20 protein-coding genes and 3 pseudogenes are annotated in these 21,215 nt (G+C 35.6%); 5 read left to right on the top strand and 18 right to left on the bottom strand.

Annotated elements, in window-relative coordinates:
- Window positions 1-173: 173 nt before the first annotated feature.
- Both ACIQLB_RS08545 and ACIQLB_RS08540 read right to left on the bottom strand, forming a co-directional pair.
- Entirely contained in the window at window positions 174-881 is a 708-nt protein-coding gene (locus ACIQLB_RS08545; protein ID WP_400723756.1) for a DNA alkylation repair protein, read from the bottom strand.
- 370 nt (window positions 882-1,251) lie between these two features.
- Window positions 1,252-2,076, bottom strand: a complete 825-nt coding sequence (locus ACIQLB_RS08540; protein ID WP_400723753.1) for a DNA alkylation repair protein — start codon at window positions 2,074-2,076, stop codon at window positions 1,252-1,254.
- 259 nt (window positions 2,077-2,335) lie between these two features.
- Between ACIQLB_RS08540 and ACIQLB_RS08535 the strand changes: the two genes are divergently transcribed.
- On the top strand, window positions 2,336-3,289 hold the full coding sequence (locus ACIQLB_RS08535; protein ID WP_400723750.1) for a TRM11 family SAM-dependent methyltransferase: 954 nt from the start codon (window positions 2,336-2,338) through the stop codon (window positions 3,287-3,289).
- Window positions 3,290-3,706: 417 nt separating this feature from the next.
- Here the strand turns inward: ACIQLB_RS08535 and ACIQLB_RS08530 are convergent, their stop codons facing one another.
- Window positions 3,707-5,788 carry a serine hydrolase domain-containing protein gene (locus tag ACIQLB_RS08530; RefSeq protein WP_400723747.1) on the bottom strand — a complete coding sequence of 694 codons (2,082 nt, stop codon included), beginning with the start codon at window positions 5,786-5,788 and terminating at the stop codon, window positions 3,707-3,709.
- Between the two features lie 749 nt (window positions 5,789-6,537).
- Entirely contained in the window at window positions 6,538-6,726 is a 189-nt protein-coding gene (locus tag ACIQLB_RS08525) for a hypothetical protein (RefSeq protein WP_400723744.1), read from the bottom strand.
- Between the two features lie 474 nt (window positions 6,727-7,200).
- Here ACIQLB_RS08525 and ACIQLB_RS08520 point away from each other — a divergent pair, with 474 nt between their 5' ends.
- Entirely contained in the window at window positions 7,201-7,893 is a 693-nt protein-coding gene (locus tag ACIQLB_RS08520) for a M23 family metallopeptidase (RefSeq protein WP_400723741.1), read from the top strand.
- Between the two features lie 90 nt (window positions 7,894-7,983).
- Here ACIQLB_RS08520 and ACIQLB_RS08515 read toward each other — a convergent pair whose 3' ends face one another.
- The 14 genes and pseudogenes from ACIQLB_RS08515 to ACIQLB_RS08450 all read right to left on the bottom strand — a co-directional run bounded on the left by ACIQLB_RS08515 (window position 7,984) and on the right by ACIQLB_RS08450 (window position 19,083).
- Complete coding sequence (locus tag ACIQLB_RS08515; protein WP_400723738.1) at window positions 7,984-8,532, bottom strand: GNAT family N-acetyltransferase; 549 nt, start codon at window positions 8,530-8,532, stop codon at window positions 7,984-7,986.
- Window positions 8,533-8,744: 212 nt separating this feature from the next.
- On the bottom strand, window positions 8,745-9,362 hold the full coding sequence (locus tag ACIQLB_RS08510) for a hypothetical protein (protein WP_400723735.1): 618 nt from the start codon (window positions 9,360-9,362) through the stop codon (window positions 8,745-8,747).
- 311 nt (window positions 9,363-9,673) lie between these two features.
- Entirely contained in the window at window positions 9,674-10,060 is a 387-nt protein-coding gene (locus ACIQLB_RS08505; protein ID WP_400723732.1) for an SET domain-containing protein, read from the bottom strand.
- A 110-nt stretch (window positions 10,061-10,170) separates the two neighbouring features.
- Window positions 10,171-10,380 carry a hypothetical protein gene (locus ACIQLB_RS08500; protein WP_400723730.1) on the bottom strand — a complete coding sequence of 70 codons (210 nt, stop codon included), beginning with the start codon at window positions 10,378-10,380 and terminating at the stop codon, window positions 10,171-10,173.
- A gap of 297 nt (window positions 10,381-10,677) precedes the next feature.
- On the bottom strand, window positions 10,678-10,992 hold the full coding sequence (locus ACIQLB_RS08495) for a thioredoxin family protein (protein ID WP_400723727.1): 315 nt from the start codon (window positions 10,990-10,992) through the stop codon (window positions 10,678-10,680).
- A gap of 130 nt (window positions 10,993-11,122) precedes the next feature.
- A pseudogene (locus ACIQLB_RS08490) lies at window positions 11,123-12,022 on the bottom strand (NAD(P)/FAD-dependent oxidoreductase).
- 185 nt (window positions 12,023-12,207) lie between these two features.
- On the bottom strand, window positions 12,208-12,594 hold the full coding sequence (locus ACIQLB_RS08485) for an Rrf2 family transcriptional regulator (RefSeq protein ID WP_400723724.1): 387 nt from the start codon (window positions 12,592-12,594) through the stop codon (window positions 12,208-12,210).
- A gap of 120 nt (window positions 12,595-12,714) precedes the next feature.
- A complete protein-coding gene (locus tag ACIQLB_RS08480) occupies window positions 12,715-13,233 on the bottom strand; it encodes a DinB family protein (protein ID WP_400723721.1) in 519 nt (172 codons plus the stop codon).
- 130 nt (window positions 13,234-13,363) lie between these two features.
- A complete protein-coding gene (locus tag ACIQLB_RS08475) occupies window positions 13,364-14,206 on the bottom strand; it encodes a CPBP family intramembrane glutamic endopeptidase (RefSeq protein WP_400723718.1) in 843 nt (280 codons plus the stop codon).
- A gap of 165 nt (window positions 14,207-14,371) precedes the next feature.
- A complete protein-coding gene (locus ACIQLB_RS08470) occupies window positions 14,372-14,968 on the bottom strand; it encodes an NDxxF motif lipoprotein (protein ID WP_400723715.1) in 597 nt (198 codons plus the stop codon).
- An 81-nt stretch (window positions 14,969-15,049) separates the two neighbouring features.
- Window positions 15,050-15,844, bottom strand: a complete 795-nt coding sequence (locus tag ACIQLB_RS08465; RefSeq protein ID WP_400723712.1) for a MerR family transcriptional regulator — start codon at window positions 15,842-15,844, stop codon at window positions 15,050-15,052.
- Between the two features lie 236 nt (window positions 15,845-16,080).
- Window positions 16,081-16,824 (bottom strand): GNAT family N-acetyltransferase, encoded by a 744-nt coding sequence (locus tag ACIQLB_RS08460; protein ID WP_400723709.1) that lies wholly within the window; start codon window positions 16,822-16,824, stop codon window positions 16,081-16,083.
- A 118-nt stretch (window positions 16,825-16,942) separates the two neighbouring features.
- Window positions 16,943-17,188 (bottom strand): annotated as a pseudogene (locus tag ACIQLB_RS08455) (LysR family transcriptional regulator substrate-binding protein); the annotation flags it as partial.
- Window positions 17,189-17,424: 236 nt separating this feature from the next.
- Complete coding sequence (locus tag ACIQLB_RS08450) at window positions 17,425-19,083, bottom strand: M28 family peptidase (RefSeq protein WP_400723706.1); 1,659 nt, start codon at window positions 19,081-19,083, stop codon at window positions 17,425-17,427.
- A 265-nt stretch (window positions 19,084-19,348) separates the two neighbouring features.
- On the opposite strand from ACIQLB_RS08450, the gene ACIQLB_RS08445 reads away from it, so the two are divergent.
- The 3 genes and pseudogenes from ACIQLB_RS08445 (at window position 19,349) to ACIQLB_RS08435 (ending at window position 21,148) form a co-directional block, all read left to right on the top strand.
- Window positions 19,349-20,434 carry a helix-turn-helix transcriptional regulator gene (locus ACIQLB_RS08445; protein WP_400724053.1) on the top strand — a complete coding sequence of 362 codons (1,086 nt, stop codon included), beginning with the start codon at window positions 19,349-19,351 and terminating at the stop codon, window positions 20,432-20,434.
- A gap of 180 nt (window positions 20,435-20,614) precedes the next feature.
- Window positions 20,615-21,039: pseudogene (locus ACIQLB_RS08440) on the top strand (GrpB family protein).
- Window positions 20,951-21,148, top strand: coding sequence for a hypothetical protein (locus ACIQLB_RS08435; protein ID WP_400724066.1), 198 nt, complete (start codon window positions 20,951-20,953; stop codon window positions 21,146-21,148). The pseudogene ACIQLB_RS08440 and the gene ACIQLB_RS08435 overlap by 89 nt, the downstream one beginning before the upstream one ends.
- Window positions 21,149-21,215 lie beyond the last annotated feature (67 nt).

Here is a 21,215-nt window from a genome sequence, read left to right as displayed (position 1 = left end):
TTTCTATAGAATAAAATCTTTAAATAGCTCCCTTTAATAGGAGAATAAGGTTTCTATAGCTAGTGTACTTTGAAGATGGCTCGATTGTAATAAACCCTAGCCCTTCTAATTATTTAACAGGGCATCATTCCACATTGATAAATCCCTCTCGTCTCATGATGCACGGAAATTGTTTAACATCTTACATATTTGCGTTTGAAACCAATTCTCCCTTTATCTACATCCTTTTGAATACTCTCGTAAGCATGTAGGACACTACTTTTTTTCTTATCCCGTTTAACTTCTACTGGACCTATTTCTTTTGCCATTTTGACAGCCTCTTCATGGAGCGGTAAATACGAAAGCCCAACAGTGTATAGAAAATTATTCATCGCAGATTTCGTTCGTTCTGGTGATTCGTGAATCGTATTTTTTACAATTTCAATCATGTTGGCCATTTTGCTCTCGGAAAATTCATCGTCTAAGCGATTCCCTAAAAGCCAACAGTAGCAACTCCAGCCCGCTGACATTCTCAGCTCTTCACCACTTGCGATCCATTTATCTGCAACTTCTTGTGCGATATTTGCTTCCGCTAAAGTTACTGCTACCACATAATCCGACAGCATATAAAAATATGCCGAATCCATCCAACGATCAAAATCTGACATAGTCATCGCTTTTGGATCTGCAATAATTCCTGCAAAGTACATCGCGTCGTAATTCCCTGTGGCATAAAGTTCTTCAGCTAACGGGTGATTTATTTTTATTTTCTTAGCTATTGGCTTCATTGCACCTGTTGCCACGCCAAAAAGCGGCTCATGTGCACCATTGGATATATACATTTTTTTAGTTCGTTCTTTGCCAAGAGCCTCAAGCTCCTGCATTACCATTTCTAGATTCATTTTTGGCACTTCCTTTTTGGTGTATTCACTTAAATATTTTGCCATTAAAAATATTTAATCATTATCCTATAGACAAATCAATTATGCCCTGGCATAACTGCATCCGGAATTAGTTTTATGCTCGCATAAATAAGTCCTTATGATTCTGTGACATCCTCTGGGGCTTTAACTTCGTTTATAGCGATTAGCTACACATTATATTTAGCAATCAAGCAACACAAAATGAACAAGCAACAGGATTAATACCTTTTGCTTGCTCGGCTTGATGATTGTTATTGTGGAAAATTCAATGCTAAATAGACTTCTCTGGCAATCTTCTTCAAAAGCAATGTAACTTTCAAAAACTCGATAGTAATTTTTCAATAGCCAACTAACTTTTCACTATTGTTCTTTGAGCCTTTTTAACAATTCTCTCAGTTGCCTTAGTCGGAGATTCTTTTTGCCATTCATCACATAAGTTTACTACCCACTCTGGTTGAGTTTTACTAGCATCATTTAACCAGTTGCCGACAGAATCTTGAACATACTTTGCTGAATCTGATTTTAGTAAATTTAAAATAGGAAGTGCGATTTGTGGTTCTTCCTTTAAAACTTCAATATGCTTTGTCCAAACTCCGCGAGGACGAATGGATTCTAAACTGAACCTCCGAATGTTGTCATCTTCACTTTTCGCCCACTCTGTTAACAAGTCTACACTGATTTCAATATTCGCTGCAAGGTCCTCCCTTATTGACATCCAAGCAATTTCTCGTACACCAAAATGATGATCTGCTGCGAAAGGTCGAATATACAACAGCTTCTCTTCTAAAGAATAATCGTTGTTTTTATTCATAAATGCTACCCAACATCGGACACTATCAGATACGTGATGAGCGCATATTTTGATTAGCTCCTCTTTTTTTATATCACTCTCATCCATCAAGACTTTATCTAATAAAGATCCTATTAAACGTATAGCCTTCATTCCCGTTTCGACTTTTTGCTTCTCTATTTCAGTAAATATAATTTCTAACTCTTCTTCTAGCCCTATTGATGGTAGAACATTTTTGACTAAAGAAATATGGTTAACAGCTTGCCATTCCGTCAAATTAACACTCTCTATTTTCCCTTGATTCAACAACATTAAAACATCATTAGGGATATCACTAGCCTTTCTAGCTCCCTTTCTATGTAAAATATCTTCTTTTACAACCATTTAACACCCTCCTGTTATTGTGGGACATAAAATCCGACCTCTTGAAATGAATAGATGTCTATTTTTATATTATTTCCCCTTGCAGATTATTTCCACTATTCCCTCTACTCAATTAAAAATCGGCATAATTGTGAATCGAATGATATCGAGTGGCTTGATAGAGACACCTATGATACGATTACCAAATAAACAACTTCATTTGTTTTTTATGAACGTTAGTGAAATCAAGTGAACAACAACTTAAAAGGATGATAATCAATTGAGTAACGAACAAAATAACAGTAAATTTATATACACATATGTACATCATGTTGATGAATACGATCTGTGCAGAATGGAGATGCGTTCATTTTTTAATCTGGATACCCAATCAAACTATCTAATAAGCAATATTAAAATTGATCCAAGCCGAAGCCCTTTTATACAAGACAGACTTGAAGTGCTATATGAAGGAAACAGCATAGAGAACATCAAGACACTGGTGAAGGATTTAACAGTAAAGGAAACAACTTATAAAGTAGTTTGTTTAAATAGTATGGATATAGGTGAAGAGAAGAAAATTCATTTGCCAGAGCGTCGATTGATAGAACGCGAGGTAGGACTTTGCATGGAGGGCGAACCAGACCTAAATGAGCCTGAAATTGTATTTGGCCTTATTTTAATTGATGGAATATGGTATTTCGGAAAGCATATGAAGAGTGAATCCATTTGGAATAAACATTTACACAAACCACACAGTTATTCAACGGCACTTAGTACTAGAGTAGCTCGTACTGTTGCGAATATCGCAGTTCCCCAGCCTCAAAATATTCGTGCGATTGATCCTTGCTGTGGTATAGGGACGGTAGTAATTGAGGCACTTTCCATGGGGATTAATATTGAGGGGCGAGATATTAATTATCATGTTTGTCAGGGTTCCAGAAAAAACATCGCTTATTTTGGGTTGACAGGCAACATTACATTAGGTCCAATATCCGAAGTTAAGGAACATTATGATGTGGCCATAATTGATTTACCCTATAACTTATTTACGCATATCTCAGCCGAAGATCAATTTAATATTATAAAACATGCTCGACGCATTGCCGATAAGGTGGTTGTCGTTACTATTGAAACAATTGATGACATGATAGAAGATGCAGGTTTTATTATAAAAGATCGATGCGTTGCTAAAAAACAATCGTTTTTACGTCAAATTTTATTATGTGAATAAAAACACGTACTAATAATCATTATATCCGCAGCTTAGAGGCGTACATAAGTCGACTCATAATAAAGCCAAACGACGTTCATCTCCTACTTACTAGACTACGCTCTTTCCGTTCTTTGGAGTGGTAGTCGGTAAGTGATAAAATAAATAAGATCAATCGCTTCAAGGCGATTTGCAATAGAAGAAAGTAAACCTACTCACAGCCTGCGAAGCGGAGGAGGTTTACTTTTTTTGTGTAAACTAAGACTATAAGTGTAGAGAAAATTATAGTAAACCTTTATCAAGACTTTTTTTGGGAAACCATATATAAATAAACAAGGAATCTATTGAATTTATAGATTCCTTGTACAAGTGCCGACAAACTAATAAACGGAATATCCAGATTTATAGAAGTAATTAAACTCAATTCTTAAATTGTAGTTAGTTCAACGTAATTGCAAATTGCGAGTTCGGCTCGCCAGCAAATACAACTGTTCCGTTCTTCGGCAGTTTTACTTTGTTATTGCCGCTTACAACAGTAAAATTGACGCATACTCCCTCACCATCATACACCGCGAACGAACTCTTCGGTGGTAACGCCACTGTCATCGTTTTCTCTACTACCGCTTGCGGGATCGTATACCATCTCGCATGCCCATTTGCTTGTAGCGTAACTTTGGATGATTGGCTTGCCTCAAGCGGTTTTAAGTTGGTACCACTTACGTATAACAATCCGGACATCTCCATATATTCATTTCCGCGTTCTATATAGAAACGAGATTCAGTCGTATCACGACCTGCCATCACAGGGATCTGGAGCTGATGCGCGGCCGTGTTTGGGCCTGTAATTTTTCTGCCGTCCCAATAGCCCTCTAGGCCTTCATTGCGATTAATTTGTGTTGTAAGCATCATTGGTAGGAGATATTGAGCAGAACTATATTTCTCGTTTACGAGATAGAACTTGACTCCTTCCCGCTTCGCCCATGCGGCAGCTGTTTCCTTCGATAGCACGTTTTCTTCTAGTTTTTCGGCTAAATAGTGAGTAGCAAATTCTTGCCCTAAACCTGGCAGAGACATAAATGTGCTCTCCCTCAAATATGTTCGTTTATTCTTCTCTGTGACGAAGTTGAGCTTGGAGGTACCTTTCTCATTAATAAAGCTTCCATTCGCAGTATATACATATTTTTCTTCTGGATTAGTTGGTAAGAACAGTTCCCCATTCTTCGTAATTTCTATTTTGAAATGACTGTAACTATTACCGTAATAACCCGCTTTCTTTGCTACGTCTTGAGGAATCTTGGCCTTGATCGACTTGCCAAAGGATTTGTTCGGCTTGATATCCTTAATTGTGCCCTTCTCTTTAAGCGCAGCGAGCAGTAATTCAGTCGCCACCAGTTGATTTGTAGTGCTGCTACCGCCGGATGACAACACAGCCACTGCCATCTTCTGTTCAGGAAGTACGACCAGTGAAGCATGTTGCAGTGCTGTGTTGCCACCTTTAGCCAAGCCCTTTATCCCATATTCACTGAATGGATATAGTTTTACACTATCCCAGCCAAGACCATAGTTGATAATATTATCTCCATCCCCCGGCCACATTCCTTTTTTATATTCCTCTTGCTCCATCGCCTTGACTGCCTTTTCAGAGAGGATCCCTTTTCCCTGTCCCATAAATAATTGTGAAAATCGCACCATATCTTCTGCTGTGGAAGAGATCCCTCCCGTAGCAATCGCATTCACCGATTCAGCAGGAAGCTGCCCTTGGTATGTTGGAAAATAAAGTCCAGCCTGCTTAACGTCTTCCCATTTGTCCAGCGGCGTTTTCGTATGATTTAGCTTTAAGGGTTCTGTAAATCGTTGATGTATAAATTCGGTAAAGCTCATACCGCTGACTCTTTCCACCATAATCTCAGCTAGCGAAAAGCCGTCGCTACAGTATACCGAGAACGCGCCAGGATCCGCCTTCAAGTGCTGGTTGGACAATTGCCGCAACAAGTTATCATGGCCATAGGTATCATTATCTTTAAATAAAAATGTATTACTATACATAGTCCCTTGCAAGCCGGAGGAGTGGTTCAACAGCATACGTGGCGTAATGCTTTTGTAACGCTCATCGTTCATCTTGAAATCAGCAACATAGTGGACGACAGGAGCATCCAAATCGACTTTTCCTTCGTCGACCAATTTCATCACAGCCGCCGCTGTATACATTTTACTGATTGAACCAATCCCGTATAGGGTATCTTTGGTCAGCGGCTGTTTCCCTTTTATATCGTTCTTGCCTGTCTGACCCGACAAAATAAGTTTGCCATTATCAATTAGCGCATACTGCACGCTAGTCGTCTCATACGACTTCGTAAGTAGCGCAGCCTTCTCTGCCGCAATCTTCTTCAGTTCTTGGCTAGCTGCTTCTTGGCTAGCTACAACCGTAGTCTGACTGCTAGAAAACGCCATCGCCCCTGTTGGTAGGCTCATCGTTAACGCTAATGTAGCAGCTAACACCCCAGATAGTTTATTTTTCATAAAAAAATTGCCCCCTTAGAAAAGTGATTGATTTCAATGCTTATTTCGAACAAAGGTATCTCCTTGTTGTAATTGTTTAGCTGTATACATAAGCAAAACCAAAGCAAAGAAAAAATAAATAAACAGAGGGTAAAATTTATAGTAGCGGCCTTCCGAAATAATACCCTCTTTTATCTTGTACTTTAATTGTAAGAAACGACTTTTTCTTTTTTCTTACTCATTCCTTACGAATTTATTAATTGTAAAAAGGATTGTCTCATATGGCTTTTGAGGGAATTTGAAAAAACTCATGTTCTTTTTATTCTTCCAACCATTTAATCTTGTCACATTTCCATTAGAATAGTAATATTGTGCATTTAGCCAAGGGGCTTAAGAAAAAGATGGGACCCCTGTGGAATCCCATCTTGAAGTAAAGTCCCTATAGTTAACAAGATAAAGTATGTTATTCATTATTTGGTTTTATCATTTGTTTTCAATTGTTATCCAATAAAGGGGTGACTCCCCCGGCATATTCCACTCCAACTAAATAAATAATGAATTCCTGTCTTCAGTACTTACTTTAGTTGAAGAAGGCTCATTTAATTGATCCATCTTTTTTCATAATGAAGTTTTTGCATTTGCTGATAAAAGATTGAAGGGAATTTTAGTTTAATAAACCAATCAGGTGGGGTATCGGACTACACAGAAGCCCAATACATACCGCGCAAAGAAACGTGTAAAGAAGAACCAGTTTTATGCTAATTCCAATGCTAATAGATTCTGCTGTACATCAAGCAATAATCCATTATGCTATTTTTTTTCTTATAGTTATTGTCTGAATCACAAGCTCCCTGTCTCCCTTTGATTTCTAGATTGTTTAATTTAAGCATTTCATTATCCGTGCGGTTTCCAATCTTATTCTTCCTTTTTTTAAAATTACCATTAATTTTGTACTTCATTGGTTCTTCCCCCCTTCAAACTCACCTGGATAGGTTCTTCCAGATAATTAATTTATTTTTTGAAACTATCCTAAGCAAAGCTTTCACTCTTTATTTATAGTTTAAACCTTACTAATTTTCGCATCCTGTCATTTTATGCTATCTTTGATTTGGTGACTGGACTGTCCCCTAGCAAGTATTAAAGGCAACTTGAATGACATTAAAATATTTCATACAAGTCAGGTCATCTATTCGATTTTATACCCTTGCACTGGCTACCATGTTAGGCGCAAAATAACAATTACCGAGGGTTTAGCCTTGATGTATGCCTTAGAGTTATCAACAATATACTGTCCAGATAGGCGCTGAATATAGAAAAGTGCAAGCAGTTTATATTTTGGTCTAATTTTGGATTTAACTAATGAAATATTAGATGATATAGCACTAGTCATTTTCAATAATGTAGGTAAAGAATAGACGAAGGAGGGATATAAGATGATAGATGCGTGTGAGCCAATAATCGTAGAGTTTCCTTTGAGAGGAGAATGGCACTCTCCTAACACGCCAGGGACAAAAATTCCGAGTCACGGCACAAACAAATTTGGATCAAGATATGCTTATGACTTTATACAAGTGGATTGGGAAAGAAAGGGTTGGCCCGCCTATCGCCTTAGTCTGGCGCAATATCTACTTTTTGGGGTTCCTTTAGATGAATATTATTGTTGGGGGCAAGAAGTATATGCTCCTTGCGACGGGATCATTGTCCAAGCAGAGGATGGTTATAAAGAGCGAACACGAACAAAATTGCTTTCAGATTTGTCTAACGCTTATAAAAATGCTCATTATTTCGACCCAGAGAAAGATGACATACAATCAGTTGCTGGCAACTACATCATTATGGAATGTGCCGACAAGGTATATGCTGGATTAGTCCATCTTCAAACAGGGTCAATTCAGGTTTCAGCTGGTCAGCTTGTAAAAAAAGGTGAATTTATTGGTAGAGTTGGTCATTCAGGTAACTCCTTTGCGCCACATTTGCATTTTCAACTAATGGATAGTAGTGACATAGCTACTGCAAATGGATTGCCTTTTGCTTTTGAACAATACGAAATATTTAAAAATGGCATATGGTACAAAGTAAATCATGGGATTCCAACAAATAAGGATAGAATAAGATTTCAAAAATGAATAAATTAAAACTGCATAAAGGGGTACCATCTGGAAAATGGGTTTAGCGTTGTAAATCCGCATCTTCCTGACGGCATCCCCTTAATAAGCTTATGTTGCGTTTATAAAGTAAACTAGTTGATCAGTCCATTTGTCGTCCTCGTATATGAATCCTTTCCTTGTGCATTCATAAACCATTCCAACACTTTCTGCTAACTTTATAGATGCTATATTATCTAGGTTTATGTGAGCTTCTATTCGATGATAATTTAATTTTTCAAACGCTAGATCAAAGGCAGCCTTTACAGCCTCTTTCCCGTAACCGTTTCTCCAAAAGTGGTTATGAATTGTATATCCAAACCTGGCCCATTGAAATTCTTCCCTCAAAATTGTCGAAAAGTCTATAAAGCCAATATGAGTATGATCTACTTTTCTAAACACTCCAAATACATATACCTTGTCATCCTCAGCCATCTGATGATGTTTAGTAACTAAATCACGAAACCATTCTTTCGTACAGATGCTCATATCTAATTTACCTTCATCGTATTTATGTTGAGAAGGTAAACGATTTTCATATTGGGTAAGCCAAGAAGAATAATCTCCCTCTTCTATTAATCGAATAACTAATCTTTCTGTTTCAGTTCTTATCTTATTCAATCGAACACCTCATCTAGAAATACTTCCTATTCTTATATAGAATATTCGATATAAGGAAATAATCTCCTTCATATTAAACTAAACTGCTTCGATAGTTGAATAGCAACAATCTTTAAGAAAACTGCCAAATAAAAAGAATCCATTTTAATAAAAAAATAGATTCTTTTTCACTTATTTTTTTCAAAAAGGCTACATTAAAACCTGATAGAAACCTAAGCTTCTTTCCCAGCCCTATTCAGTAGTCTACGGCCTGTAATCCAAACTGCCACCCCGGTCCCCCACAATATTAGGGCTGAGCTAAAACCAAGAAAAGTCCACCATACCATAATTTGATAATTACCCCAGGTAACTTTTACTGGTAAAGTAAACAGTGTGATTGCCGAAATCAGACAAAGAAGTGAACCCGTAATATAATAGATCTTGACCTGGAAAAGGTGCGCTAGAGGAAAGAAATGCGCACCGACAATAAGAGCCATTACAGGGATAAACAAATCCAAATGATTGGTCGATCCACAAATTGCGGAAGCGGCGGCTATCAACACTCCTTCCAAACCGAAAATAATACCGAACCAGATATTCTTTCGTTTCCAACGTTGGGAATCGCCTTCCACCATCTCGTTTGATAGCCATTTTGAATTTATTATCAATACGATTCCGCCAATAAGCAGGATAAGACCAATCAACAAGGATAAGATTAACAGCCAGAGAAACCCCCAGCCCTGCAATCCTCTAATTCCAATTCCCGCCCACATAGTACCGAAAAATGCCATAAAGATAACTCCAAAAGCTGTCCCGCGCACAGCAGCTCTAGGTATGATGGTTTGCGACATATCATGAACCCTCCTCTTTTAATTTCATTCTAAAAGGCTGAAAGATACTGTCTCACTATTACAGAAAATTCGCCATAGTAATGATAAATAATAATATTCCTTATTTATGGAGTTAATTCACTGTACATCCCATACGGTTGATATATTAATCGGAAGAAGTCAAAAACCATCAGTCGGGATGGTCTTATTTACTGTTAACATATCACGTCACTAATAGAAATTCCTCATCAGTAAATCCGAGCTTATACCTTAGTTCTATAATTTCAACAAAAAAAGCGTCAATCCTTTTTGGATCAACGCTTCGATTTATTTTACTCTTCTTTTTCCTGATCAAACCATAGTAGCTCTTTATCATCAACGTCGCCATTATAATTGATTAGAATTTCATCCCCTGCTTTGATATCCGTGTAAGCAAAGAAATCAAATGTGTGATTATCAAAATTAATCTCATAAGTTGCATTCGGTTCATAAGAATGGTTAAACAACATCCCATATCCAAGAAGGATAGCAGTTCGACCGATCCCATACTCAAAAGCGTAATCAGCTAGTAGGGTTTGCTCAATGTATTCATGCTGTTCGTTTGGATAAGAAATGACAGGTGCTTCGTGAAAAAGCTCCCCTTTTTTGATATCACATGTAGCAAATACTCCTCTATTGAATTCTCCATCACTTATTTGAGATGTTTTTACTTCAATCATGTTTGTTCTCCTACTCACTTTAAAATATTATTTTTAGCTATTATTAATTTAAACATTGAACTCTTCTTATTAGCCAGTACATTTTAGCATTTCGTTTATCATTTGTACTTTTAGCGTGACTCTTTTGGTGGTTGGCAGACGTCACATTTACGTTGGTGTTTATTTTTAAACTTTGTAAATGTTTTTTCAAATTTACTACCACATGCACATTTCAACAGTAACTTTTGAGAAAAACCGTGATATTCTGTCGTTAGCAACTTGCTTTCCGAATTATTCTCAACAAATTCTTTAATTTTATCAATCGTCCAATTTTTATTCAATCTCTTACACCTCTATATTTTATCTCTATGCGGAAGCTTTCTTGGCATCCGTTCAATTATAAGGAACGTCTTAATTACCTTAAGCTACTTATTATAACATGAACTGGTACACAATTAAACAGATACAAGAAATCGTTATCTAACGTCTCCCTTCAAATATTGATGCCTCAACGGTTTCTAATCCCCAAAAGTTATTTTTGGCTCGTCATTTCTAATGTTTCAGGTTCCACCTCCCCAAAATTCGGAAAGACTCTAGATAGGTCTATTCTTCTGGTAATCCAACCGTAATTGCATACATCAAATTCCAATCATCTGTTTTAGTTTTTCAAAAGGTACATATCCAATAATTGGTTCATGTAATTTATTCTGAATAATCAATCGAGAATGTGGAATTCCCATTACCTTATATTCCGCTGCAATATCTGGGCTATTTTCAACATTCACCCTTATAATTTTCACCTTACCACTGAATTCTTCATTAAATTGTTTCAGAACACCTTTGAACATTTTACACGGGCCACACCACTCAGCCCAAAAATTTATTAACACAATCTTTTTTGTTTTTAACTGTTCTCTTAATTCTTCCTTTGTTGTTACCTGAACAATTGACATAATTCTTTTCCTCCTTTGTGAAAATAAAAATCTTGAAGTTATAATATGCTTTTATTTATTATTAGCCCCTACTCTCTCTTCTTTATTACACATTAAAGATCTTTAATATCCTTAATTATGCAAAAAAATTTTAGATGGTACTATCGAAAACGACTGCCATTGCCGCTTTATAACCTTCAGCAGCAGCGACTATTATTGAAGACTGGCCTAATTTAGCTGTCTCCCCCGCTACATATACATTTTTTTGTGACGTATGGCCTACCTCATCCACTACAATGCTACCATTTTCATTTAATTGACAACCGAGTTGCTAAGCAAATTGATTGGGACGTACAAAGTTAGGGACTATAAAACCTCCAATTCTTTCTATTTCAAGTCCTGAACTAAATACGATTTTGTTTAAATAACCATCCTCACCAAGTAGATTTTGAATGGGTTCAGTAATGACAGTTAAATTTTTTCTTTGTAGTTCATTCAATGTAGCAGCAGAAAGTTCATGACCATTTGTGGCGATCACCAAATCCTCTGACCAATTGTAAACAAGCTTTCCTTTAAAAAGCGTTTGTTCTTCATTTTCAGAAATAATAATTAGAGGTTGATCTCTTAATTCCCATCCATCACAAGTTGGGCAGCTAAATAAACTTTTCCCATAATACTTTCGAATATCCGGAATTGATGGAAATTCCTCTTGAACACCTGTTGCCAATATAATTCTCTCAGCAACATACTCACCATCTTCTAACGTCTCAATTTTAAACAAGCCATTTGGTTGCTTCTTAATATTGATAACCGTGTTTTGATAATAATGTACTGACGAGTATTTTTTCACATCATTCAAAGCTACTTCTTTAAACTCAGCTGGTGTAATCCCATCACGCGTAAGAAATCCATGTGATTCCTGAGTCACACGATTCCGATTTGTTCCATTATCAAATAACGCGACTTTTTTACGAGATCTTCCTAAAATCAAACTAGCATTTAGCCCAGCGCCACCTGCACCGATAACTGCACAATCAAATAATTCCTTCATGTATAACTTGCCTCCATAAATAGTATATAGTACATGTTGTTTCACTACCCAACATGCCTTCAAGGCTCAAATTGAGATGTTAAATTATATTGCTTCTAAGCTAACTAGTCACATTAATCACAGACTTAAAAGACTCTCTATATCCGCGATTAACAAAAAAATAATGGTGGACTATAAATCCACTACTATTTTTTCACTAGATCCGATATTTTTCTGTTTCTTAACTCGTTTTCCAGCTTCTCTTCTGCGGATAGCATTACTTCTTTTATGACACACTTGGGGTCGTCATATAAACAGCAATCAAATAATGACGATTTGCCTTCAATTGCATGGATAATATCTAAAAATGAAATATCCTCCCAGTTCTGACTAAGAGTATATCCTCCATTGGCACCCGATACAGAATTGATCATCCCCTCTTTTACTAACTTAGTTAGTATTTTAGACAAATACGTAGGAGAAACATTTTGCATCTCTGCTAATGGTTGGACACCAACTGGTTTATTCGGTGCCTCCTTTGCAAGAAAGAGCATTGTGTGTAGTGCATAATTTGTAGCTTTAGAATATTTCATATATTTTCCACCTCAATTAGAGACTTTACATATCTATAATAGCATCGAATTTGTGCCACTTCAATATTTGTGTCTTTATGTTGATTTTGAGGTGAATCAACCATCTTCTAAAGATAGTGGCTAACTTTGTCTCTTCAAAATGGAAAGCATTTGAAAAATCTGTCCCCTATGATGCGCCTCGTGTTCGAGGAGATGGTAAATAACCCACTCAGGCGTGACATCGTAATGGAGGAGATTTCTAGATTCTCGCCAATCCTCTAAATCCATCGAACGAAAATGGAAAAGCAGTTCATCACGTACACATTGTAGACGATGTAAATGTTCGTCTAAGGTTTGTTCCGATATGTAGCTCAAGGTGCCATCCTCATTACGGTCTTCTTGAGGAAATAAGGAACGGATCTCTGGATTCCATTTACCCCCAAGAACCTCTTCATAGAGCCAGTCTGCTTCGATTAATGCGATATGATATAACAACGCTCCGATTGAGTGACCGTTTAATTTGGCATCGAGCTGTTGCTGACTTATATCTGATATTTTTTTTAAAAGCGTTCGCCGAACATCTTCCAAACACCATATCCATCGACCAATCTCTGGTTCAAAATCTGATAAGGGGACGACAAACAAATTTTCTCTTTTCATCTAATTCTCCTCCGTATTCTTCAAAATGTACCCATTTATAGCATGCAGCTCAAAGGAAACCCTGCTATTTAGAAATAATATGTAAATTCTAAACAAAATATAAATCTACCCCATGTAATGGTGAAAAGCCTTAATTTGAATACGATGATGATTTTAGGTACTCGTCTTTTGTTATTTCTTCCATTCCATACAAAACGTTCTTTGGATTTATAATGATGATTAAAACTGCTGCACCTAAATAAAAAATGGCATTATACATAAGTAAATCGATTAAGTTGCCGTTTATTATGCCAATAAAAAAATTAAACAATTGGTGGATAATGATGGGGATGACTAGATTCTGATTTAAGTTATAAAATGCTGTCATGACGATTTTAGTGGATATGAGTGAAATCATAAAGAATAAAATATATTTGATTAAATCCATGCCCATAAGCCCTGAAGTAAACCATATTGGCAAATGCCACATCCCCCACCAAAATCCTATGATGATGGAGGCCAGTAATGGTGAATACTTCTTTTGGAGCTCCATTTGAGCGAAACCTCTCCATCCTATCTCTTCTCCTAGTGGCCCTGCAAAAAGGTTTTTAAAGAAGAAATAGATCATCATTCCCCATGAAGAAACAGTAAAAACAGAGTTCACTTCACTATTTTTCCATACGAGAAATACAATCATCAAAAATATGAAGATTTGAATCATTATCGCAGTAAGAATCACAGAAAGCTTAAGTTTATGGTGGAATTTATCTTTTACAAATTGCATCAAACTTTGTCCAGGATAGATCTTTTTAAATAAAAATGCGAAAGCAAAGGTTGAGGACCAGGCTGAAATACAGAGCATGACATCAAAAATCCATTTAGGTAATCCCAATATACTGATGGCTCCTACAAGACAAAAAAGTGGCAAAAAAATAATATTGGTTAGTAGAATAAAACTTGCTACTGGTTTTTTTAGTTTCTTTTCTCTATTCATACATATTCCCCGCTTCAAACTAAATTTTCGTAAAAGATTTTTTAAGAATACTTTTAGCTTAAACCTAGGAGTTGCTCATAGGTCAATACTTTTACCACCATAAGATTCGGCGAAAGAAAAAAAAATACCCTTCAAAGTCTTGAAGGGCAAATAAATATATTCTTTCTATTCATCAAAATATGTAGTTTTAATATTTTTCTTGTCCAAAAATTGTTCGATTTTTTGTTGCTGCCTTCCGTTCGCTTTAGTGAAATGTTCTGAAGCAAAATCTGATATATCTTTCAAACTACCATTTTCAACCGCTCCAACAATTTCCTCGTCAAATTGTGTTAAAGTTTCCCTGATGGATGAAACAAATTCATAGAGTGTCTTTGAAGGTTCTTTATAATCATCAGGGATATTATTATTACTAATAAAATCATTGAAATTTGCATCATTCTTTTCCCCTTCATCGATTAATTTATGTAATTTTTCTTTATCAGATTCAGTAGCGTCCTCATATTTATAAACAATTGTTTCCATTTCTTTATCGATCACATGACTATAATCCATATACTTTGTTATACTTACTTTCATTTCATCTTCACTAATATTTTCATTCTTTTTATTAGAATAAAATATGTCGTCTGGAATTTTTACAGTAACATTGCTAACGGATTTTTCTTTACTTTCTTTATTGCCCTCTTCGTTAGGCATTGTGTGTGAACAAGCACACATCAAAACAGTAAATGCCAGTAATAGATATAAAGTATATCTTTTCATTTTAATCTCCTTCTTAATCCTTCAGATTTTCTAGTATTGCTAAGTTATTGGTATTCCCCCCTTTTACTTGATTTGTAAGTCTCACTTGATAGGTGCATAAATCTCTAAAAATACCCTTTCTAGTCCATCTTCATATGTGGCCAGTAATAGATTTATATAAACTTTCCCTAAAAGTATATACCCTTTTTCTATTGCTACTTTTCTTAAACTTTCTTCCACATTATGATCAATACTTTTTCCACCTGTTGACCATCTTCCATCTTCAATAATTGTATAAAAACATTTTGGATGGGATAGCGTTTCACCTTCTATTTCTTCATCAAGGTCCTCCACTTTTCTTACAATAATAAACTTATCTTCTAAAATTCCATTTTCATTGAAATGGATGGCTCTTCTTAAAGATGTGAGAGTAACTGCTTTTTTTAAGCTATCTGCATTGTTTTTTAGAGTGTCGTATTCATCATACGCAGTGAAATGTTCTATTTCTCCCTTTATTTCTAAAGGTTTCATTTCCTTAACGATGTATTTTCCTAAGAATTGCTTGATTTTCTCACAATCTTCTTTTACTATTCGAAGCTTCTTTAATAGAAGTTTTTTATATTCAATTTCCCGTAAAACCTCTTGTTCTTTCTCTTCTAATAATGATTGTATTCCCGCAATACTCTTACTTTTTCTTAGTTCCTGGATTTTTTTAATTTCAATATCAATTTCTCTATAGAAATTTACTGTTGTTATATCATAAATATCAAAATGACTATATTTTCTATACCCATTCTCAATATTTTGTTTTGGCTTTACTAATTCCTTATCTTCATAAAATTTTAACGTATCTCGAGATACACCTAAAAAATTTGCTACTTGCCCAATTGTGTACATGCTACTCTCCTTATCCATTGCTTTATATTCTTTTTAACTTTTTCTAGTTCTCCGAAAAATAATAAAATAGGTTTATGATAAAAATGAAAATTCAACAGCTCCAACATTTTGACCTAAAATCTACGATACTACAATTCCTATAAAAATAAACCGATTTTTCCCAATGCAGAAAAAATCGGTTTATTTTTTATTAAAAGAGTGCGAAGCAAGCCCAGAAATTTTTAAATGTTCCTATCCTACAGGTACTTTCCTACAGTGCAATCAGGAGAAATGACATCCCATTTTCCAAACAGTGTCAAACCAGACGCTTTAGCTAGGAACGTTGAAGCCTCATTATCAAGCTGGCATCTGTACTGTGATTCGTAACCTTGCTTAAAAGCGTACTTGCTAATTGATCGCACCACTTTGCGAGCATGACCTTTTCCTCTAAATGATGTCAAAGTCAGTACGCCAAGATCTGCAATTTGCGTATCTTCTTCCCAAGGATACATGCTGGCAGCACAGACTAATCTGTTTTCCTCAAAAGAGCCGAACACCGCCCAATGATCCAACTCCACATACGCATCATCCAAGTCTTGTTCCGACGCAGAGGACTCAAACTCAGAGAAGATCTCATCATCTTGTTCTGTTAATTGACGCAATGTACCTTCCAAACTTTCTTGCAGCAAGACGTTCTTTTCAGCTTCTGAAAAATAAAAAATATTATCTGCTCCATGTAGTATGATTCCTGCTTCCTTTAATTTCTGACGGAAGTTCAACACAGACAGTTCGTGTACTTTAAAAAGGTCTAACTTATCGGCTATCCCAGGCGTCATTACAGTCATAACCCGGCCGTCAGTTGTTTCTAGTACCATGACCCGATGATCTTCGCTCAGGTCAGGATTGATGGTGATTGAAAGGACTTTATCGTTGTAAATAACATCTCCGTTTAAAAATTGCGATTTCCAATAGTTAGTTATCGTTTGTGAAAATACAGGCATACTTATAACCCCCTAAAATGAAATTCTATTAATAATCCTTATTTTACCTATTGTACATATAAAAGAGAGGAATGAAATGAGATTTACAACACTTAAGAAAGCGTGAAGATCAAGTTTTTTAAGTGCGTTTTACCCAATTCTCAGTAATCTCAGCGAATTTTTTAACTGCAGGTGAACTAGGCTTTCTAATGGCTAAACCGATTGTCCTAGTTTGTTCTAATTCAAGTGGTATGACCTTTATGGAATATAATCCTTTAGGGATAATCATTTCTGGTAAAATACTTATACCTAAATTATTCTCAACCATCGAAAAAATAGAATTTTCGTTCATATTTTCGAATCGAATATTTGGCTCAATGTTGTTTTCTTTAAAAAATAATTATATCAGTCCGTCCTGAATCATTAAAACAAATTATTCAGGATAAAGTAGAGAACCTATTCAATCACTATCAAAAATTATCATTTAACATGTAAGTCAACAATGTAAGTTGTGGGGTTTTCCAGCTGCGTAACTACTATGCATTAACAATCAGATTTTGCTCACACAAAGAAAAGGAGAAAAACGAAGTCGCTTTTCTCCTCTTTTTATATAAAACTCGGCTATACCTCATCTTCCGCCATTAACCAATTCACAATTGCTACTATTGGGAATGTAATGATTGCCGTTAGAATAGCTAATATAGGTGCTATACTAATCGTTTGTGCAACATACATCAAATACATAATTGGCGCAAGTAATAAAATACTTGGAACTGTCCATCCTGCAACAACTATATAATGGTATACTCCCTTCGCCCAATTCACTTTTAATATAATTGGTAAAATCAACAGCAAACTAATAATCGCCGGGACTGTAAATGCGTAACTAATACCTTTGAACGTAAGACTCGTCATCACAGCCAATAAAATCCATAATACATGCGTACTCATCACGAAATTCTCAAGACCACATTTTTTCGAAATCCACTTCGCAAAGAAGAAACAGAGCACAATAGCGAAAAAGAGCATCAACGTAAGCATCGTCGAATCATAAGCACCAAACATAACCATATTAAATTCATTTATTTCACCGATTAATACAATTGTTGAAAGACGAATTAGTAGAAAATAGAAGATGAAAATGGCAACAAGACTACCCATCATCGCTAATAAACTAAAAGCCAACCCCTTAATCTGTGTCACTCGCTTTTTAAAACTGAAGAAGAATATTACGGCTGTTAAGACAAGTAAAACAATCATCAATGGGATGACAACCTTTTCGGAATACACGACTAATGTCTTTTTCATTAGTGGGAAGTAAATTGCATCACTTTTACTTTCCTCTATGGCTTGAAACTCTTTTGCATCCATCATCATAAACTTTTTCACTAAAGGAAAAACATAGCTCCCAAAGTGACGAATTGTTCCCTCATCACTATTTTCCACACGATCTATCTCCGCATGATATGCCTCTAATCCATTCATATTCGCAAAATTATAGCCTAATTTTTTTGTCACTTTTAATTCAGTAAAATCTGTATCGTTCGGCATTCTTCTATACATTTCAGAAGCAAATGAGTAAGCTACGGGGTATAGAACGGTCTCTTTATACAATTGCACTAACTTTAAATCATTTGAACTCGTTTCAAACAAAATTGGTACCCCTGTATTGCCTCTTGCTTCGAAATTTAACATTACGCCTACTTTATTCAAAACATCCGTTCGATCTTTAAAAGCACTCGCTCCAAGTAATCCCTGCTCCTCACCGTCTGTTAGAACAAAATAGATTGTATTTCTAGGTGCCGGCATTTGTTTTAATGCTCTTGCTGTCTCCATAATTGTGACAACGCCATAACCATCATCTGACGCTCCAGGAGCCTCTGTTACAGAATCATAATGAGCTGTTAATAAAATCGCATTGTCATCTCCTGATGTCCCCGGGATTTTCGCAATAATATTTTCAACAGTCCCAGCACTTATTTTTGCAGCATACTTCCCATCTCTAATATCCTTCACTGGCTTCGATTGAATTTCAACAGGTATATCTAGATTTTGAAATTGTTTGACAATATAATCCCTTACCCTTTTATTCGCAGGAGAGCCCATTGGATGCGGTTCCTTTGCTACGTCTTTTAAATAATCAAGAGCTCGTTCTGATGAAAAATCCTTAGCTGTTTCCCCCATTTCTTCTGAAGAAGGACTTAAAAATTGACTAAAACTTATAAATAGCGTTAACAATCCTAGTAATATAGAAAAAATAAGCAAATTTCTTTTTTTCACCTATTACTCTCCTTATTCTTTTTTCTTAACACCGAATTTCATGGCACCTAGACATATCATATGTTTTATTTTTAGTTTATTTTCCAATCATCCAAATTCACTCTAAGAAATAACTTAAAGGCAAATTCGATTTTACATAAAAAATTCTTGATATTACATCATTTCCACCTTATCGTTGAATTCAATTCGGTTCATTCAAAAAGCACAACTACTATCAAAACCCCTTTTAATTCTTCACTATAATTAAAATTAGGAGTGATACATGATGAACGACATGATTCAAGATATGATTGATTGGATTGAAGAGCATCTGTTTGAGGGGTTTTCACTGATGAAACTAAGTGAAGTAATGGGTTATTCTTCTTATTACTGTTCTTTTAAATTTCATCAAATAACAGGTATTAGCATAAAACGCTATATAACCCTTAGAAAAACCTATCTTTCTTCAATCTCTCTTAGTGAAACAGATGAAAGGATCATTGAGATAGCGCTAAAGCATGGCTATTCATCCCAAGAGGCATTTTCCAGAGCTTTCAAGGAGATATTTGGAGTTAGCCCTAACGCATTCCGTTTAAGTCCTGAACCATTGCAGTCATATGTGAAACTCACTATGAATGAAGCGAGGGGCTATGATATGGATATTTCAAAAAAATTAAGAATTGAAGATTTACAAAAGCATGTGGATGAACATTTTGATCATGAAGTATTGAACATTTTAAATGGACAACATATGTACGAAGAATTCAGTTCTCAGCAATTAATGGGGAAAAGCGATTATGCACCTTTTAATGAAATGTGTGTACACGACACCTTTAAAACCATTTTTAGCGACTCATTCAAACAGGTTCGAGCAGCAGGACATCAAGTCTCACTTGAGGATTACGAAGCTATTACAGTTGCACCTCTTGAAAAGACCTTATTTTCAAAAGAATATCAATATATCGTTCTTTGGTTTGGTGAAGAAATGTTCTGTCAGATGAATTTAATAACTGTGTTAGCTTATTTAGAACAAACATCATTCAAAGGAACGATATACTATCATGCGGTGAGAGAGCAAACATATGATGTGCAAGAAACTGAAATAACTTTAGGTAGCTATTATGAAATATATGAAGCAGTGTTAGTAGACCACTGTATGCCGGATGAAGAATTGATGCCAGTTTTGTATCAAGGGATCAAATTGTATTTAGAACTTCTGCAAAATGACAATGAAATTACAAAATATATTCAAACACATCAACATCTATCTCAAAATGAAATCGTGCGAAACCTACTGCATCTCTTCCCTCAGTACGGTTTAGGGGATACTCAATATTTAGCATTAATTAGTGCAACGCAAATTAAAGATTGAGCGTTGCTTACCTCCCCTCCCCTTTAGAGTGGTGAAGAGTTGCTATCAAACTCTTCATCGCTCATTTTAACACCACGAAAAAACGAATCATCTGCTTTGTAGAGGAAATTAAAATATTCTTTGTTTTCAAATAGATCATTGACAATGCATTAGATCTTAACTATCATTCAAGATGAATTGGTGAATAGTTTTCATATTGGAAGCACATCAGTTCCAGGTTTAAAAGCAAAACCAATTATTGATATCTTACTAGTAGTCAATGATATTCATAAATTGGATTCATTTTCTAAGCAATTTCAAGAGATTGGATACGAAGTTAAGGGTGAATTGGGGATAACGGAAGAAGATATTTCCGTAAAGGTGGCGATCATCGCACACACCAAATTCACGCTTTTCAATATAACAATATTGAAGAAATAGAAAGACATTTAGCATTTAGAGATTACCTTCGAGAGCATCCCGAAGTTTGTAGGCAGTATGGGGAATTAAAGAGCCAACTTGCCAAGCAGAATCCAAATGATATTGATGGCTATTGCGACGGGAAAGACGATTTTGTTAAAAACGTTGAAAAAGATGCTATTAAGTGGTATTGGACTGATCGTTAATAGTAATGTTTATTTAATGGCTGTCCTTGAAAGCCCTCTTTACTATGATAAAGATTTAGGATGTCTAGTACCAAAAATTAGATATATTTTTTTATCAGACAGGGTGTAATGAATGAAAAAAACAGTGAAAATAGCCTCCTAAATAAAAAGTAATAATATTCAGGAGGCAAATAATA

The sequence above is a fragment of the Lysinibacillus sp. NPDC092081 genome (genome assembly GCF_044755845.1).
In the GTDB taxonomy this organism is placed as follows: Bacteria; Bacillota; Bacilli; order Bacillales_A; family Planococcaceae; genus Lysinibacillus.
This window is presented reverse-complemented; position numbering and strand designations above follow the sequence as displayed.

What these genes read in the sequence shown, in the direction of transcription:
- ACIQLB_RS08530 (WP_400723747.1), bottom strand. Translation starts at nt 5,788, where the DNA reads ATGAAAAATAAACTATCTGGGGTGTTAGCTGCTACATTAGCGTTAACG.
- ACIQLB_RS08495 (WP_400723727.1), bottom strand. Translation starts at nt 10,992, where the DNA reads ATGTCAATTGTTCAGGTAACAACAAAGGAAGAATTAAGAGAACAGTTA.
- ACIQLB_RS08465 (WP_400723712.1), bottom strand. Translation starts at nt 15,844, where the DNA reads ATGTACACAATTGGGCAAGTAGCAAATTTTTTAGGTGTATCTCGAGAT.
- ACIQLB_RS08485 (WP_400723724.1), bottom strand. Translation starts at nt 12,594, where the DNA reads ATGAAATATTCTAAAGCTACAAATTATGCACTACACACAATGCTCTTT.
- ACIQLB_RS08510 (WP_400723735.1), bottom strand. Translation starts at nt 9,362, where the DNA reads ATGTCGCAAACCATCATACCTAGAGCTGCTGTGCGCGGGACAGCTTTT.
- ACIQLB_RS08505 (WP_400723732.1), bottom strand. Translation starts at nt 10,060, where the DNA reads ATGATTGAAGTAAAAACATCTCAAATAAGTGATGGAGAATTCAATAGA.
- ACIQLB_RS08435 (WP_400724066.1), top strand. Translation starts at nt 20,951, where the DNA reads ATGATATTGATGGCTATTGCGACGGGAAAGACGATTTTGTTAAAAACG.
- ACIQLB_RS08540 (WP_400723753.1), bottom strand. Translation starts at nt 2,076, where the DNA reads ATGGTTGTAAAAGAAGATATTTTACATAGAAAGGGAGCTAGAAAGGCT.
- ACIQLB_RS08525 (WP_400723744.1), bottom strand. Translation starts at nt 6,726, where the DNA reads ATGAAGTACAAAATTAATGGTAATTTTAAAAAAAGGAAGAATAAGATT.
- ACIQLB_RS08545 (WP_400723756.1), bottom strand. Translation starts at nt 881, where the DNA reads ATGAATCTAGAAATGGTAATGCAGGAGCTTGAGGCTCTTGGCAAAGAA.
- ACIQLB_RS08475 (WP_400723718.1), bottom strand. Translation starts at nt 14,206, where the DNA reads ATGAATAGAGAAAAGAAACTAAAAAAACCAGTAGCAAGTTTTATTCTA.
- ACIQLB_RS08470 (WP_400723715.1), bottom strand. Translation starts at nt 14,968, where the DNA reads ATGAAAAGATATACTTTATATCTATTACTGGCATTTACTGTTTTGATG.
- ACIQLB_RS08480 (WP_400723721.1), bottom strand. Translation starts at nt 13,233, where the DNA reads ATGAAAAGAGAAAATTTGTTTGTCGTCCCCTTATCAGATTTTGAACCA.
- ACIQLB_RS08460 (WP_400723709.1), bottom strand. Translation starts at nt 16,824, where the DNA reads ATGCCTGTATTTTCACAAACGATAACTAACTATTGGAAATCGCAATTT.
- ACIQLB_RS08445 (WP_400724053.1), top strand. Translation starts at nt 19,349, where the DNA reads ATGAACGACATGATTCAAGATATGATTGATTGGATTGAAGAGCATCTG.
- ACIQLB_RS08520 (WP_400723741.1), top strand. Translation starts at nt 7,201, where the DNA reads ATGATAGATGCGTGTGAGCCAATAATCGTAGAGTTTCCTTTGAGAGGA.